Raw genomic sequence first — 15,774 nt, forward strand, 5'->3', positions numbered from 1 at the left:
GTGAGTAATCACTCACTAACTCCCGAAAGGTGTGATTCAATTGAATTCCATCATCCAATTGAACGGGCTGTCCAAGTCATTTGGCCCTCAAGAAGTGTTGAAAAATGTTTCCCTCAACATCCCAAAAGGTGATATCTATGGATTATTAGGACCCTCTGGCTCGGGTAAGACGACTTTGATCAAGCTTATGATCGGTCTCGAAACGCCATCGACAGGGAATGTCACCTTCAAAGGGAACAAGCTGAAAGCAAATGAGCTGTATCCAACCATCGGATATATGGCCCAATCCGATGCCCTCTATGATGAGCTGACAGCAAAGGAAAATCTATCTTTCATGGCTTCTCTCTATGGATTGAAGAAGAACCAACGGAAAGAGCAAATTGAAAAAGTGATGACGACCGTCGACCTTCTGGCTGACCTTAATAAGCCTGTTCATCAGTACTCAGGAGGAATGAAAAGAAGGCTTTCCCTTGCCATTGCCCTTCTGCATGACCCTGAAGTCTTATTTTTAGATGAACCGACCGTCGGGATCGATCCCGTTTTAAGAAAAGAAATATGGGATAGCTTTCACCGTCTTAAGGAAGAAGGCAGAACTCTTATCATCACAACCCATGTGATGGATGAAGCAGAAAGATGCGACCGGTTAGGTCTATTACAGCATGGAGAAATCATTTCAAGTGATACACCGGATGCCATTAAAGAAACGTATGGGGTGACTTCGATTGAAGATGTATTTTTGAAAAATGGAGGTGTTTCCATTGAGGATTAAAGGTTTTGTCATTCGGATTCTTCAACAGCTGCTCAGGGACAAACGAACATTGGCCTTGATGTTTCTAGCTCCATTACTGATACTCAGCATGCTGTCTCTCGTTTTTAACTCGGATGATTATGAGGCAAAGGTGGCGATTGTCGATCTTCCACAGCAGCTGGAAGCGAAATTCGATACGAAGGATTTTCAATCCTACACGAGTCCCGATAAAGCATTAAAAGACATTAAGAATGGTGAACTGGATGGCTATATTTCATTTAAAGAACCCACAGCACCTTCCATAGTCATTGAAGGAAGTGACCCCACTGTCAACGGGGCTGTGATGAAAAAAATTCAAACGTTGTTTCCTTCCGACTCTCAAAAACTATCAGATCAAGTGGAGTATGTGTACGGAAGCGGGGACATGGAGATGTTTGACTCCTTTGGACCAGTACTTCTCGGCTTTTTCGTCTTCTTCTTTGTCTTTTTGATCAGCGGGGTATCTTTCCTGAGAGAGAGAACGACGGGCACACTTGAGAGGTTGCTAGCTTCCCCCATCAAGATTTGGGAAATGGTCATAAGCTACGTGATTGGTTTCGGTATCGTCACACTCCTGCAAGCTTCCTTGATTTCCTGGTATTCGATTTATGTCTTGGACATGATGATGAAAGGAAGCTTTTTCAATGTATTGATCATCATCGTTTCTTTATCATTCACGGCCCTGACACTTGGAATATTGCTATCGGCTTTTGCCAAGAATGAATTACAGATGATGCAGTTCATCCCGATTGTGGTCGTACCGCAAATATTCTTTTCAGGATTATTCAATTTAGATACGATTTCTGAATGGCTGAGCTGGATCGGTCCAATCACCCCTCTATATTATGCTGCGGATGCCTTAAGAGATGTGATGATTCGGGGATTTGCATTTGAGGATTTGCTCTTTAACTTATCGGTATTGATTGGATTTTCTCTACTCTTTATCGTTCTCAATGTTGCAGCCCTCAGAAAATACCGTAAAATATAGGGTAGGAATGAACGACAAGTTAGGGGTTTAAAGCATGACTGAAGAAAAGAATATATTTAAACAGCTATTTGATCAGGAAGAAGCACTGACTGAAAAGCAACAGAAAATCGTGGAAGCAGCCATCGAAATGTTTGCCGAAAAAGGCTATGCTTCCACCTCTACCAGCCAAATCGCCAAAAAAGCCGGCGTCGCAGAAGGAACCATCTTCCGGCATTACAAAACAAAGAAGGACCTGCTTCTTTCGATTGTATCCCCTACGATGGCCAAGCTGATCGCTCCGTTTGTGATCCGGGATATTAATAAAGTGCTTGATGCGAAGTATGATCGGTATGAGGATTTCCTGAAAGCGATGATTTTGAATCGGCAGGAATTTTTGAAAGAGAATATGACCGCATTTAAGATTTTGATACAGGAAATCCCTTTTCATCCTGAGCTGAAGGAACAATTCAAAGAGCATATCGCAGAAAAAGTGATAGAGAAATTCGTGAAGCTCGTCGACCATTACAAAGAAAAGGGACAGATCATCGACTTGCCTTCACTCACTGTCGTGCGATTTTCAGCCACCAGTATCTTCGGATTGCTCCTTGTCCGGTACCTTTTCCTTCCTGAAGCCGATTGGGACGATGAGCAGGAGATCGACATGACGGTGCGGATGATTGTGAATGGGATTGGGAAGGGATAAAAAAGTGCGACCTTGGAGCATCTCCAAGGTCGCTTATTCATATTATTTGTGAATCCAGACAGCTCCAGCAGAATTATCCTTTGCTTCTCCGATGACTTCGAATTTTAAGCCGAAGTTCGGAACATTACGGCCTGCATCCGGGATTAATTCGTTCATATATTTTTTCGAATCATCAAAGACACGAACTCCCGCTAAACCGTCATAGTCAAAGATTCCTCTAGATGGAGAATCGACGTACCAATCTGGTGCTTTGTCTAATGAAAACGCGGCATCGGATACTTGGTAGCGAGTACTATTGGTTACTGAATCTTCCCCTCTTAAATTACCAACAATCGCCTCAGGATGCGCATCGACCACTCCAAGGAATCCTTCCCCTGGATGCACACCTACCCAGTTATCTGTAAAGCTATCATCACCATACCAAACGACTAAACCAGTATTGTATTTTACTCCACGAGAGAAGGCTAATGCTTCATCAGATCCAGCGTAGTTTCTCCATTCTAAATAATAGTAATGAGCTTTTTTATCAAAACCATTAGATACAACGAAACCATCTGTAGTAAATTTCTCTTCTCCTTCCGCATCATCGGAAAATACTACATTTCCATCTACTGTTAGGGTTGCATTGTCTAAAGCAAATCCATCAAGAGCCAAACCACCGTCAGTCACATAGTCAAACTGAAGAGTCACTTTATCACCTGCAAATTGACTAAGGTCATACGATTTATCTATCCATAGACCTTTAGTTGATTCTGCGCGAGCATCTCCATCCGTATCATCGTCTCCAATGACATCAAGCTCAACCTCTTCGCCACTATCCGTTACAGCTTTAACAAATAAATAATCATAATCAAATTCAATATCGTAAAGTGTTTTATAATCAAATTTAGCCGTTGTGGCATTCGTCAAATCAAACTCAGGAGACACTAACGTCGTATGAAGGTCATCTCCTTTTGTACTATAATAGTACTTTTCTCCAAATGCTGGTTGAATCCCCTTCACCTCTTTATCCGGAAGATTCACTTTCACAATCCCTGGGTTCTTTGATTTCGTTACACTTTGGTCAAGAAATGAAGTTACACCATTTTTGTCGATTTCTTCATAATCCACTTCAGTGATATTTGCCCAGTTTCCTCCCATTGTTTTTTGGAAGAATTCTTTATTTTGAGGTGAAAAACTTGTCGGTGCCGTTCCTGCAATATTCCCATTCCAACTTCCACCACTCATGATCGACCAGGAAGCAACCGGCTCGCCATTACCTGTATATTGTGTGTCATACTCATCAGGCAATCCTAAATCATGACCAAACTCATGGGCGAATACTCCGACTGCTCCGTCTTCAGGCTGGATGGTGTAATCATATGCACCCATCTTACCTCCCCAATAACCTACCTCTGCTGTTGTATTTGGTACAGCGTATACTCCATTCAACACCCAACGATGGGACCAAATGGCGTCATCCCCTAGAGCACCTCCACCAGCCTCTTGACCGGTACCAGCATGAATAATCATTAAGTGATCCACTAACCCATCCGGCTCATTTTGATTCCCATCACCGTCTAGGTCATAAAGATCAAATGCATCATATTCAGATAAATCCATCCCAGATGCCACAGCAGCATTTAAAGCATCTTTAACCAAATCGCGAGGCCCTTTAGGAACTAAATTATCATGTCCTCCATTTGGATTATCATCTCCATACTCTTTTGCAGACCCAGGAACTGTTAACCATTCAGATACCGTTCCATCCAACGTATAACTACCACCTGATTGTTCCTCATAAAATTGCTTAAAGGTCTTCACTTTTTCACCATTAAACAATTCAAATTCTTCGTCTCCAAACATTAATTTTTCATAATGCTCTTTATTAAAATCGTTAGAATACATGTATCCATCTTCTTGTATGACATTATTATGTTTGAAATCTGAAAATTCAGTTAACAAAACAAGAACTTTATCTTCTCTCACATCTCCATTGTATGGAGCTTGTTTAGCTGAATTCACCTTTGCAGCACCATTGGGCTTTCCTTTTTTGAAGTTGTCATGTCCTTTTTCAATCTGCTTCATCAACTTATCTTTTTGCTTGGTTAAGAAGTCTTTCGCTTTCTGATCCATTTCGTGGTGCTTATGTTCCTGCGGGGATTTTAGTTCTTTTACATTCTTTTTCTTTTGTATGTACTCTTTAACGGCTTTCTGAACCTCAGCAGAAGTGGCGTCCTTAGAGATGATGCCTCTTTCTAGGAGTCCTTTTGCTAATCGATCTTCATTAATGATGTTTAGATCCACAGGTGCTGATTCCAACGTAGTTGAAGTAACAGAAGTCGGAGCTAGCTTAGACCCTGCAACACTCCCTGCGAATAATGTTGATGCTACAATGGTGCTAGCGGTAATACTTGTGAAAACCTTTAATGCCGTTTTTTTCTTCCCCAACTGATTCACCCCTATAATTTACTAGACTAATAGAATTGTTCTTTTCAAAGAACAAGCTGATCATATCAATAAGTCTGAATATTGTAAATACTAAAAATGAAAATAGTCAAAAGAAGTGAAATAGTTACAAAAAATGAGCTTTTTTTCGAGACTATTTCGAGTTTTTGCGCGAACGTTTATTGAAATACTTACTAAATCGTTTAAGATTTATCGGTTAAATGCAAAAATATGGGATTAGTTTAGCTAAATCGAATGTATTGAGGTATCTAACAAGCTTGTTTAGAACAAATTTGTAGGTTTTATATTAAATTTCCCTTAATAGCTTACCTATCCGTTCGTTTCCTCCCTGCCTTAAACGGGTAAAACCTACTATTCATCACTAGGAGGTTAAAAAATGAGTTTCCTTTTCCACGAAAGCACATTGAAAGACCAGCATATCCTCATCACAGGTGCCACAGGCGGCATCGGGTATGAAACAGCGAAAGTAGCCGTTCAGGCAGGCGCAAAGGTGACGATTACAGGAAGAAATGAAGAAAAGCTGAAGCAACTGAAAAACGAATGCCGGGAAAGAGACCAGGTCTTCCTATATATAGCGGACCTGACTAACACTGAAGATCGCGAACAGCTTCTATCGGCCGCAATAAACCAGCATGGCCCCATCACAGGTCTCGTGAACTCAGCCGGGATAGGCGGCGGTGATATGGTCGAGAGTCTATCCGAAGAAGACATGAGAAAAATCATGGAGTTAAATTATTTCTCACTGGTCCAGCTCTCCCAGGCCGTCTATAACCAGATGAAGGATAAGAAGAGTGGTTCCATCGTCAACATCTCTTCCCTGTCAGGTTTGAGAGGAACTCATGGGAACAGCGCATACAGTGCATCTAAGTTTGCCGTAACCGGATTTACTCAAGCCTTTGCCCATGAAGCGATTGAAAACAACGTACGAGTGAATGCCATTTGCCCGGGTTATGTGGATACCGATATGGGAAGGAACGCAATAAAATCAAAAGGCGAACGTGAAGGCAGAAGTTATGAGGAGCAACTGGAGATCGCGAAAGACAGTATTCCTTCTGGACGTCTTACCTCGCCGAATGAAGTGGCAAATACGATAGTCTATCTACTAAGTGATGCCGCAGAGAACATTGTGGGGGAATCTGTGAAAATATCAGGCGGTAGCGTCATGCGCTAATGAGTACCCGCACATGAACAGGCAAGGATTTTTCATCCTTGCCTGTTTCTTTCAATTATCTGCATCACCTTCGGAAGAATCCCCCTCTTGAATTTTCTTTTTAATCTCCTCAATGTATTTCTTCTTCTCTTTTTCATTAATCAGTTGATTGCTATTTTTATCTTTAAGATATTTTTGAAGCGCTTTTTCTATTTCTTCGGGGGAAGCATCTTCAGAGATCACGCCGGTCTTTTTTAACATCTCTATGATTTTTTCATCGTTGGCAAGAACATCTAACTTGTCTGCCGGCTGATTGGTATCAGGTGAAGGTAAATCGGAATTCACTTCAGACGAATCCTGCTCTTCCTGAACCGGTTGATCATCTGTTCCTCCACATCCATTAAGTAAAATGGGAACGAGTAGAAATGAAAGTATCCATTTTCCATTCATGTCACCACATCCCTTTCAAAGAGTTTTCATCCTTGTTATTCATTTTAAATAAAATACCATTCATTTCCTATATTGAGTTCTGATGTTTTTTCTTTATTGCGGCGTATAGGACAATCTTATGTCCGGGAAGCCTTTAAGTAAGGAGGCGATGTATCCATGAATACATTTGAAGTATTATCTCTGATGCTCAGCTTTGGGATGTTTGTGATCGCTATTCTGAAATATAAAGACAATGATGAGAATAAGAATTCATAAACACGCTCTTTAGCGTGTTATTTTTTTGCAAAAAACACCTCCCCCAGTCCAGCGCTAAGGAAGGTATCCCAATCTTATTCTTCAATCGTCAATGAATTCAGATCCACCTCATACAATTTATCATCATTTTCCCGGGGGATCCCGCGTCCGTCTGTGTTATTCGATACAAAGTAAAGGGTATCCCCTTCCACAAGCACGTCCCGAATACGACCAAAGCCCGTCAGTAAGTCTGATACTTTGCGGGTTTCAGGGTCGAATCTCTTTACACTTTGACCCGCGAGAGAGGCAAAAACTAAATCTTCATTCCAAACGCCCGCTCCTGACGGGGCCCATGAAGGTTCCCCGGAGTGCGCGAGGGGCGAAATCAACGACTCTTGTTTTTCATTCCCTGTGATCTTTGGCCATCCATAATTGTTGCCCGCTTCGATACGGTTCACTTCATCATATCCATTGGGTCCGTGTTCCGTTGCATATAGCTCGCCTGCTTCGTTCCAGGCAAGTCCCTGAGGATTACGATGACCGTAACTGTAAACGTATGAGTCCTTAAATGGATTGTCGTCTGGTATTCCACCATCCAAATTCATCCGAAGAATTTTTCCGCCGAGAAAGGAGAGATCCTGGGCCTTATCCTGTTGAGTGGCATCCCCTGCCGTGATGTAGAGCTTGTTTTCCGGACCGATTTCCAGTCGGCCGCCGTGGTGGTATTGACCGCTTGGGATTCGATCCAGCAATACTTTCTCCTCGCTCCATTGATTTTCCGTTCGTTTCAATACTACGACACGGTTATACGGTTCCCCTGAGTCATCATAGGTATAGTAGGCATACGCCTGCTGATTTGTTTTGAAATCCGGATGAAGCACAAATCCCAGTAACCCCGCTTCGGGCCGCTTGGATAATGGCATAGAAAGATTGGTTTTCACAGCGGATTTCCTGCCATCCTTTATTTCAATGATATCCCCTTTCCTTTGGGTGATGTAGAAAACACCATCAAGCTTTTGAATCGACCAGGGAATGGAGAGGTTTTGTGCGATAACGTTGCTTTCGACACTCGGTTTACTGACGGATTCACTTTCTTCCTGTTGTTCATCTGGCTGTCCCATTGAGCAGGCACTAAGTAGTAAGCTAAGACCAATGACGAATAAGAACCAACTGTTTCGGTTTCTCATTTTTTCAAGCTCCCTTATTCACTTTTTTTAACCAGTATGGACAACAGAAGACGTTCTCATGAGTTTGCCGTCTGTTGAAGAGCTTCCTGTATCGCTTTTGCGACACCGTCTTCACGGTTTGTTGCCGTGATGAATGGACAGAATTCTTTTACTTGAGCCAGGGCATTCCCCATGGCCACTGGTCTTCCCACTGCTTTCATCATGGATAGGTCATTAAGGTTATCACCCATTGCCATGGCATGTTCGGCTGAAAGCCCTTTGTCGTTCAGAAGCTTCTCGAGAGCGACTCCTTTTTGTGCTTGCAGACTATTTACTTCAATATTTTCTCTACCCGATGAGCTGATGGCGATGCCAGTTATTTTTTTTAATTTTTCGTTCGCTTCTGTTAATTGCTTTTCATCAAAAGAGAAAACAAGAAATTTGTAGACCAGTTGAGAAGAATCTTCGAAAAGCACACCGTAATCATCAACCAATTTAATATGACCTTTTTCAAATCGTTCTTTGGCAGCTTGTCTCACTTGTTCTTCCGACACATCCGGATTGGCTGTTTTGAAAATATCGACAATCAGCTCGATACCCATTTCATAGTTTTCAGTATACGTTCCTTGATCCGTATAGACTTCAAAGTAAATGCCTGTCTTGTTTAAGGCAGCGGCAATTTCTTTCGCCAGTGCTGATTCGATACCGGCTTGATAGACAACTTCACCCTTTTTATTTCGAACCTCCGCACCATTGGCACAAATGATATCGCATGAGATGCCGGCATCCTTTATAACAAAACGGGCTTCTTCATAGGATCTTCCTGTGGCAACAATGACTTCTATGCCTTGTCGCTGCGCATCGAGGATGGCCTGTTTGTTGGCTTCGCTGATTTCCTGGTTTTCATTCAAGAGCGTTCCATCCATATCTGTTGCTATACATGTGATCATAAGTAGACACCTTCCTGTTGATAAATGTTCATAATTTCACCCATTGTATCATGAAACATTTCTCATGTTGTACTGAACCACCTCCTGCTTATGAATAACCCTGTAGTTTTAGGGTATGAAAATATAGAGAACGTTCGTCTACTATGTCAGGAGGGTAAATCATGGGTAATCGTACATATTTGAACAAAGTATTTTGGATTTCAGCTATTATTGTGTCCATTTTGGTTGTGTTTGGGGCTGCTTTTCCGAAACTTTTTGCTAAAGGGGCAAATGCAGCTTTTAGTTTCACTACCTATTCGTTTGGATGGTTTTATCTCGCTGCAGTGTTTTTCTTTGTGCTCTTTCTCCTGTTACTTATGGGAAGTAAATACGGGAAGATACGATTAGGAAAGGACGATGAACGACCACAGTATCCTTTCTTCACCTGGATAGGCATGTTATTTTCAGCCGGGTTTGGAATCGGTCTTGTGTTCTGGGGGATTGCTGAACCGATGAGTCATTTCTTTGAAACCCCCATTCCGGGTGTAGAGCCGCAAACGGAAGAAGCCGCCCGCCTTGCAATGGGCTATTCCTTTTTTCATTGGGGGGTCAGTCAATGGTCTGTTTTCACGATTGTCGGATTGATTATAGCTTATTTTCAGTTTAGAAAAGGGGAAAATGGACTGGTTTCCACTTCCCTATCTCCCATGATCGGCCGCCAAAAGAAGGGGATTAAGAATACCATTGATATCCTGGCTGTCATCGCAACCGTCATGGGTGTAGCTACTTCACTGGGGTTAGGGATTCTCCAAATAAATGGAGGATTAAATTCTGTATTTGGAGTGGGTAACAGCACACTCTCTCAACTCTCGATTGTGTTCATTCTGCTTATCCTTTATTTAGCATCTTCTACCACCGGCCTCGATAAAGGGATTAAATGGCTCAGTAATGTCAATTTATCCCTGGCTCTATTCTTGATGCTATTTGTATTCATAGTCGGGCCGACCGTCTTTATATTAAACACGTTCATACTTGGGATTGGTGACTATATTTCTAATTTCATCCGCTACAGCTTACGATTGACTCCTTATCAGGGAGGAACATGGGTACAGGATTGGACGATCTTCTATTGGGCATGGGCCATCGCCTGGTCTCCATTCGTAGGTGCTTTTATCGCCAGGGTATCAAGGGGGAGAACGATAAGGGAATTTATCATAGGGGTCCTGGTGGTTCCTCCACTGATCGCCCTTATGTGGATTGCTGTCTTTGGTGGTACAGCTCTTCACCTCGATTTATTTAGTGGTACCTCCATTGCTGAAGGGGTCAACAAAGATGTCACGAGTGCCTTATTTTCAACGTATGGAGAACTTCCGTTTACGATGATCCTGTCCGTTATCTCCATCTTATTGATCTTTACCTTTTTAATTACATCTGCTGATTCAGCGACCTATATTTTAAGCAGTATGACGACGGAGGGAAGCTTGAATCCTCCTATGATAGTGAAAATCGTCTGGGGAGTACTCATTGCTGCCATTGCCGCTGTATTACTGGTGTCCAGTGGACTGGAGGGCTTACAGACCGCCTCTCTCGTCTCCGCAGTGCCATTCACTGTCATCCTTGTCCTGATGTGTGTGACGTTATTTAGACTTCTGCGTAAAGAAAAAAGGGGAGAGTCCCGACCCGTAAAGAAATAAGCTTAGGCGCCTGATCTCATTAATGAGTCAGGCGTTTTTGATTTGGGCTCATCATTTTCATATAAATGAAAGGGTTTTCACATATCATTATAGAAGAATAGAAAGGGTGTGTATTAAATAAGGGGGATGAAAAGATGAAAGCACTTATATCATTATCAAACAAGATCATGCAACGCTATCTACCTGATCCATTTTTATTTGTTGTCATTTTAACACTCGCCGTATTTGGATTCGGCCTTATCTTCACTGATAGTTCAAGCCTCGAGATGGTTCAGTATTGGGGTAACGGATTCTGGAGCCTGCTTGCCTTTTCCATGCAGATGGTTCTTGTGCTTGTGACGGGGTATGTACTGGCAAGCAGTCCACTGTTTAAACGTTTCCTTGGTTTCCTTGCCTCATTTGCGAAGTCACCTGGCTCCGCGATTGTCATTGTTACGGTCGTTTCGATGATTGCCAGCTGGATCAACTGGGGCTTTGGCCTTGTAATCGGGGCATTATTTGCGAAAGAGTTGGCAAAACGGGTGAAGGGTGTCGATTACCGGTTGCTGATTGCCAGTGCTTATTCCGGATTTATTGTCTGGCATGCAGGGTTCTCGGGTTCCATTCCGTTATCGATTGCAACAGCCGATCATCCATTCCAGGATATGATCGGTGTCATCTCGACAAGCGAGACGATCTTCGCTACGTTCAATGTCCTGATTGTATTAGCACTATTTATTGTTCTTCCGGTCATCAACAGGATGCTGATGCCGTCTAAAGAAGAAACGGTAACCGTTGATCCTGAAATCTTTAATGAAACGGCCGCCACTCTTGAAAAAGAGGCATTAACACCTGCTGAGCGTCTTGAAAACACTATGGTATTATCGATTATTGTTGCCGTTCTCGGGATTGCGTTCCTATTTTCATATTTTGTTCAAAACGGTTTCGCCCTCAATTTAGATATCGTGAACTTTTTATTCTTATTCCTGGGCATTCTCTTTCACGGTACGCCAAAGCGCTTTCTTGCGGCTGTTCAGGAAGCGATCAAAGGCGCGAGCGGGATTGTCATTCAATTCCCTTTCTACGCAGGGATCATGGGAATGATGACGGCATCCGGTCTTGCTGTCGTCATGTCCGAGGCCTTTGTATCGATTTCAAATGATGTGACCTTTTACTTCTTCGCCTTCCTCAGCGCCGGGATTGTGAACTTCTTTGTTCCTTCCGGGGGTGGACAGTGGGCCGTCCAGGCTCCTATTATGCTTGATGCCGCTCAAACTTTGGATGCTTCAGTAGCTAAGACCGCTATGGCCGTCGCTTGGGGAGACGCCTGGACAAATCTGATTCAGCCGTTCTGGGCATTGCCTGCTTTAGCGATTGCAGGATTAAAGGCGAAGGATATTATGGGTTACTGCGTCATTATCCTTGTCATTAGTGGCGTCGTCATTTCCCTTGGATTACTCTTCTTATAAAAAAACAAAAAGTGCCTTAGAGTGTTTCGTCTTTGCCTGAGACTCTCCAGGGCACTTTTGTCTTATGACATAAAAATAGGCTGACCTCCCGGGAGGAGACCAGCCGTTATGTATGACGTTTCATTGTTTTTTAGTCTGAGTCCTATCGAGCGATTTCTCTTCTCTCAAGCTCCCCTTCTAACATCTCAATAAATTCTTCTTCCAATCCTTCTTCCTGTGCTAACTGATAGACATTAGCCAATTGCTCTTCCGTAAGTATCGTTAAAGATGTCATCGATTACAACTCCTGACTAACCAAGGTATGAAATCTTTATACCCTCTTTCATACTACTTAAACATCATTATCAAAATAATCAATAAATTTTTTAGGTAATAATCCCCCTAACACCAAACTTTATTACTTGAAATGAGCGAAATCAAAAATGTTTTTCAGCTTATAATTGAAATTTTTAAAAATTTTAGTAAAATAGAGAGGTATTGAAAGATAGCGCTTTCTTTTTGTATACATTCATTTAATTAATCGATTATTCGACATTTTATGTTTCACTTTCACACCGTTTGGGAAAAACAGCTAGGTAATGCATCTTCTCCCTTGTGGGAACTTCTTATGGACAAATTTATATGTATGCATTAAAATGAATAATGTTTCATTTTCCGTTATAACTACATCTGAGGTGAATTTATGAATCGACAACATCGCTTTACATTAACAAGTCATTTACGATTTATCATCCCTTCCCTGTTGGGAATTTTTCTTTTTATGGTTCCCATACCACAGGAAGAAGGGATCACGATACCAATCGCCGTTCTATCAGGACTATTACAGGACTGGATTGGAAGCTATGTACCTGCAATCATGACAGGATTGATCATCCTTACCGTATTAGGGACTTTTATTACCAAGTTCATACGCCCGGCTTTCATTGAAAAATCTCCGTTTTTCACAAGCCTGTTCGATGTAAGACCTGTTTGGGTTTTTGTCAGAGTACTGGGTGCTGTGTTTGCGATCATGACTCTATTTAAATTAGGGCCTGAATGGGTCTGGTCAGACGCAACTGGTGGACTTCTATTAAATCCGGATGGACTTCTGGCCATTCTTTTTTCTGTATTTTTATTTGCCGGACTTTTTCTACCTTTATTATTGAATTTCGGTCTACTTGAATTATTCGGTGCTCTCTTAACGAAAGTAATGCGTCCCGTATTTGGTTTGCCCGGACGTTCTTCCATCGATTGTTTAGCTTCCTGGTTAGGAGACGGAACGATCGGGGTGCTACTGACAAGTAAGCAATATGAAGAAGGGTATTATACCAAGAAGGAAGCAGCAATCATTGGTACGACATTCTCTGTTGTATCCATTACCTTCAGTTTAGTCGTCATTTCTGAGGTTGGTCTTGGAAAATACTTCATTCCTTTCTATATAACAGTAGCCATTTCAGGAATTATCGCCGCGATCGTGCTGCCACGAATCCCGCCATTATCCCGTAAGCCTGACACGTACTATAATGATCAAGAAGGCAAGAACACGATGGAAGTCATTCCAGAAGGCTATAGCCGCGTAGGTTATGGATATGAGCAAGCCCTTGTTCAAGCGAAGAATAACAATAGTACTTCTAAGTTTTTCACTGATGGAATGAAAAATGTGTTGGATATGTGGATGGGGGTTGCACCCATCGTTATGGCGATCGGTACAACGGCACTGATCGTAGCGGAGAATACGAAGTTCTTCGAATATATCGGTATGCCGCTTATTCCACTACTTGAGCTTCTGCAAATCCCAGAAGCAGCTGAAGCGTCTCAATCAATCCTTGTCGGTTTTGCCGATATGTTCCTTCCAGCCATCTTTGGAGCTGGAATTGAAAGTGAACTGACACGCTTTGTGATTGCTTGTTTATCTGTAACACAATTGATCTACATGTCTGAGGTTGGGGGATTATTACTAGGTTCTAAGATCCCGGTTGATTTCAAGGACTTAGTGATCATCTTCTTACAGCGTACATTCTTGACTTTAATTGTGATTGTTGCAATTGCTCATATGATTTTTTGATGAAGTAAAACCCAGGTTCGAATTTGAACCTGGGTTTTTTGTTGGGATCGTTTAAGAACAAAACACTGACCGTTCCTTTCCGCTACAGGCAATTGCTTTCCGCGGGGAGGAAGTCGAGCCTCCTCGGGCTTTGCCCTGTGGGGTCTCGACCTTTCCTCTATTTCCCGCAGGAGTCAATTGCCTTCCGCTACAATCCACTCTGTGCTTCTTCCTTCAGACTGCTTATATACATGGATAGATATACAAATGATCAAACAAACTCGTTGTTATGTTATTAAACCCTTATGAACCATCAACCTTTTAGAAAACAGGCTTTACTTACAAGCCGTTATCCCTTTTTCCAACCTTCATAGTTAATCCATCTTTAGGTCTTATATAATGGAGGTGTGAAGAACCCTTTTTATTCACCATAACCATTCCAAGTATTCTGCCTTATACATAGGTAAAGGCTGCATCGCAATGAGGCAGCCTTGGACTTTATTTATGTTTTACCGGTAAGGTTACTTCTACTTTTGTTCCCTTGTTTACTTCTGATTCAATGAGTATAGACCCTTTATGGTCTTCAATGATCTTTTGACTAATGGTCAGCCCGAGTCCCATCCCTTTTTCTTTCAAGGTGAAGAACGGCTCTCCCAGTCTCTTTAATCGATCAGGCGGTATTCCCACCCCTTGATCTTGAATGGAGATGATGAACTTTTCGTTCAGAACGTTCCATTTGACGCGGATTTCTCCTTCGTCCATCGATTCGATTGCATTTTTAATAATATTAATAAAGACCTGTACGCATTGATTCTTATCTCCAAATACGTGAATGGAGGAGGATGGTACTTGAACTTTTAATGTGATCCCTTTGAGGATTGCTTCATGCTCCATTACCTTGATCACATAGTGTAACACCTCATTCATATCAAAGACCTGGTATTCCCTCATTTGAGGCTTTGATAAAATGAGTAGCTCTCCTACAATTTGGTTGATTCGATCCATCTCGGAGGACATGACGTTGAGATAATTTTCGGATACATGCTCATTCTCTTCAAGCAGTTGAATGAAGCCCTTTATGCTCGTAAGGGGATTACGGATCTCATGGGCGATTCCCGCCGCAAGCTCCCCGACCACCGATAATTTCTCTTTTCTTAATAGCATTTCTTCAGCTATTTTCTGCTGAGAGATATCCCGGCCGATGATGACTAATCCTTTTCTTGTCTGATTCGAATGAAATAACGGGACTTTTATGACATCAAAGGTTTTGTATTCACCGTTCGGAAGGTAGAATCCTTCTTCGCATCTCGTCACCTTTCCAGCTTTCCAAGATTGTTCATCGGAGTCAACACAGTAGTCGAAGGCGTCTTTAAAAAAGGGAACCCGCTCTCCTAATTCCCTGTCAGTCTTCCCTACATAATCAATGCGTTCAAGGTTATACAGTTTTCGGCCAAATTGATTGACCTTTAACCAGCGTCCCTGTCCATCCTTAAAGCACACAAAATCCGGCAGTGAATGGAGAAGGGTGGACAGCTGATTTTCTTCTTCCAGCAATTTTCGATGCTCTGACAGAAAGGTTTTCCCTTTTATTAATAAGTGTGCCAGGACCGTTACTCCTGCAATGGTTACCAGAAGTGCAGCGATTACGTTCCATGGCTTATTAATGAAGAGTAAAACGATGAACTGTAAGACAAATAGAGCCATGAGGATCATTATCTTGTTGTAAAATGTATGTTTTATCATATGATTCATTTTCTCCATCATCTAAGCCACCC

14 protein-coding genes are annotated in these 15,774 nt (G+C 42.1%); 8 read left to right on the forward strand and 6 right to left on the reverse strand.

Annotated elements, in window-relative coordinates:
• The first annotated feature begins 40 nt into the window (after positions 1-40).
• The 3 genes from ACIFOD_RS03245 to ACIFOD_RS03255 are packed head-to-tail and all read left to right on the forward strand — an operon-like array spanning position 41 to position 2,457.
• Positions 41-769 (forward strand): ABC transporter ATP-binding protein, encoded by a 729-nt coding sequence (locus tag ACIFOD_RS03245; protein WP_430313439.1) that lies wholly within the window; start codon positions 41-43, stop codon positions 767-769.
• Positions 759-1,775 carry an ABC transporter permease gene (locus tag ACIFOD_RS03250; RefSeq protein ID WP_430313440.1) on the forward strand — a complete coding sequence of 339 codons (1,017 nt, stop codon included), beginning with the start codon at positions 759-761 and terminating at the stop codon, positions 1,773-1,775. Before ACIFOD_RS03245 ends, ACIFOD_RS03250 begins: the two co-directional genes overlap by 11 nt.
• Before the next feature lie 34 nt (positions 1,776-1,809).
• A complete protein-coding gene (locus ACIFOD_RS03255) occupies positions 1,810-2,457 on the forward strand; it encodes a TetR/AcrR family transcriptional regulator (RefSeq protein ID WP_430313441.1) in 648 nt (215 codons plus the stop codon).
• A gap of 42 nt (positions 2,458-2,499) precedes the next feature.
• Here ACIFOD_RS03255 and ACIFOD_RS03260 read toward each other — a convergent pair whose 3' ends face one another.
• Positions 2,500-4,887 (reverse strand): immune inhibitor A domain-containing protein, encoded by a 2,388-nt coding sequence (locus ACIFOD_RS03260; RefSeq protein WP_430313442.1) that lies wholly within the window; start codon positions 4,885-4,887, stop codon positions 2,500-2,502.
• Between the two features lie 394 nt (positions 4,888-5,281).
• On the opposite strand from ACIFOD_RS03260, the gene ACIFOD_RS03265 reads away from it, so the two are divergent.
• On the forward strand, positions 5,282-6,076 hold the full coding sequence (locus ACIFOD_RS03265) for an SDR family NAD(P)-dependent oxidoreductase (protein WP_430313443.1): 795 nt from the start codon (positions 5,282-5,284) through the stop codon (positions 6,074-6,076).
• 51 nt (positions 6,077-6,127) lie between these two features.
• On the opposite strand, the gene ACIFOD_RS03270 is transcribed toward ACIFOD_RS03265, so the two are convergent.
• Positions 6,128-6,505 carry a hypothetical protein gene (locus ACIFOD_RS03270; RefSeq protein WP_430313444.1) on the reverse strand — a complete coding sequence of 126 codons (378 nt, stop codon included), beginning with the start codon at positions 6,503-6,505 and terminating at the stop codon, positions 6,128-6,130.
• A 156-nt stretch (positions 6,506-6,661) separates the two neighbouring features.
• Between ACIFOD_RS03270 and ACIFOD_RS03275 the strand changes: the two genes are divergently transcribed.
• Entirely contained in the window at positions 6,662-6,760 is a 99-nt protein-coding gene (locus ACIFOD_RS03275) for a putative holin-like toxin (protein WP_220154059.1), read from the forward strand.
• Positions 6,761-6,834: 74 nt separating this feature from the next.
• Here the strand turns inward: ACIFOD_RS03275 and ACIFOD_RS03280 are convergent, their stop codons facing one another.
• Entirely contained in the window at positions 6,835-7,926 is a 1,092-nt protein-coding gene (locus ACIFOD_RS03280) for a PQQ-dependent sugar dehydrogenase (protein ID WP_430313445.1), read from the reverse strand.
• A 56-nt stretch (positions 7,927-7,982) separates the two neighbouring features.
• Positions 7,983-8,855 (reverse strand): Cof-type HAD-IIB family hydrolase, encoded by an 873-nt coding sequence (locus tag ACIFOD_RS03285; protein ID WP_430313446.1) that lies wholly within the window; start codon positions 8,853-8,855, stop codon positions 7,983-7,985.
• A 161-nt stretch (positions 8,856-9,016) separates the two neighbouring features.
• Between ACIFOD_RS03285 and ACIFOD_RS03290 the strand changes: the two genes are divergently transcribed.
• Both ACIFOD_RS03290 and ACIFOD_RS03295 read left to right on the forward strand, forming a co-directional pair.
• Positions 9,017-10,528, forward strand: a complete 1,512-nt coding sequence (locus tag ACIFOD_RS03290) for a BCCT family transporter (protein ID WP_430313447.1) — start codon at positions 9,017-9,019, stop codon at positions 10,526-10,528.
• 134 nt (positions 10,529-10,662) lie between these two features.
• The gene (locus ACIFOD_RS03295; RefSeq protein ID WP_430313448.1) at positions 10,663-11,976 is read left to right on the forward strand and encodes a short-chain fatty acid transporter; all 1,314 of its coding nucleotides are present in this window, start codon (positions 10,663-10,665) and stop codon (positions 11,974-11,976) included.
• 142 nt (positions 11,977-12,118) lie between these two features.
• Here the strand turns inward: ACIFOD_RS03295 and sda are convergent, their stop codons facing one another.
• A complete protein-coding gene (gene sda, locus ACIFOD_RS03300; RefSeq protein WP_113969300.1) occupies positions 12,119-12,250 on the reverse strand; it encodes a sporulation histidine kinase inhibitor Sda in 132 nt (43 codons plus the stop codon).
• A 408-nt stretch (positions 12,251-12,658) separates the two neighbouring features.
• On the opposite strand from sda, the gene ACIFOD_RS03305 reads away from it, so the two are divergent.
• Positions 12,659-14,020 (forward strand): YjiH family protein, encoded by a 1,362-nt coding sequence (locus ACIFOD_RS03305; protein WP_397553657.1) that lies wholly within the window; start codon positions 12,659-12,661, stop codon positions 14,018-14,020.
• Positions 14,021-14,497: 477 nt separating this feature from the next.
• On the opposite strand, the gene ACIFOD_RS03310 is transcribed toward ACIFOD_RS03305, so the two are convergent.
• A complete protein-coding gene (locus ACIFOD_RS03310) occupies positions 14,498-15,742 on the reverse strand; it encodes an ATP-binding protein (RefSeq protein ID WP_430313449.1) in 1,245 nt (414 codons plus the stop codon).
• Positions 15,743-15,774: the final 32 nt, after the last annotated feature.

The organism is Rossellomorea sp. NRS-1567 (assembly GCF_050467885.1).
Lineage (GTDB): Bacteria > Bacillota > Bacilli > Bacillales > Bacillaceae_B > Rossellomorea > Rossellomorea aquimaris_C.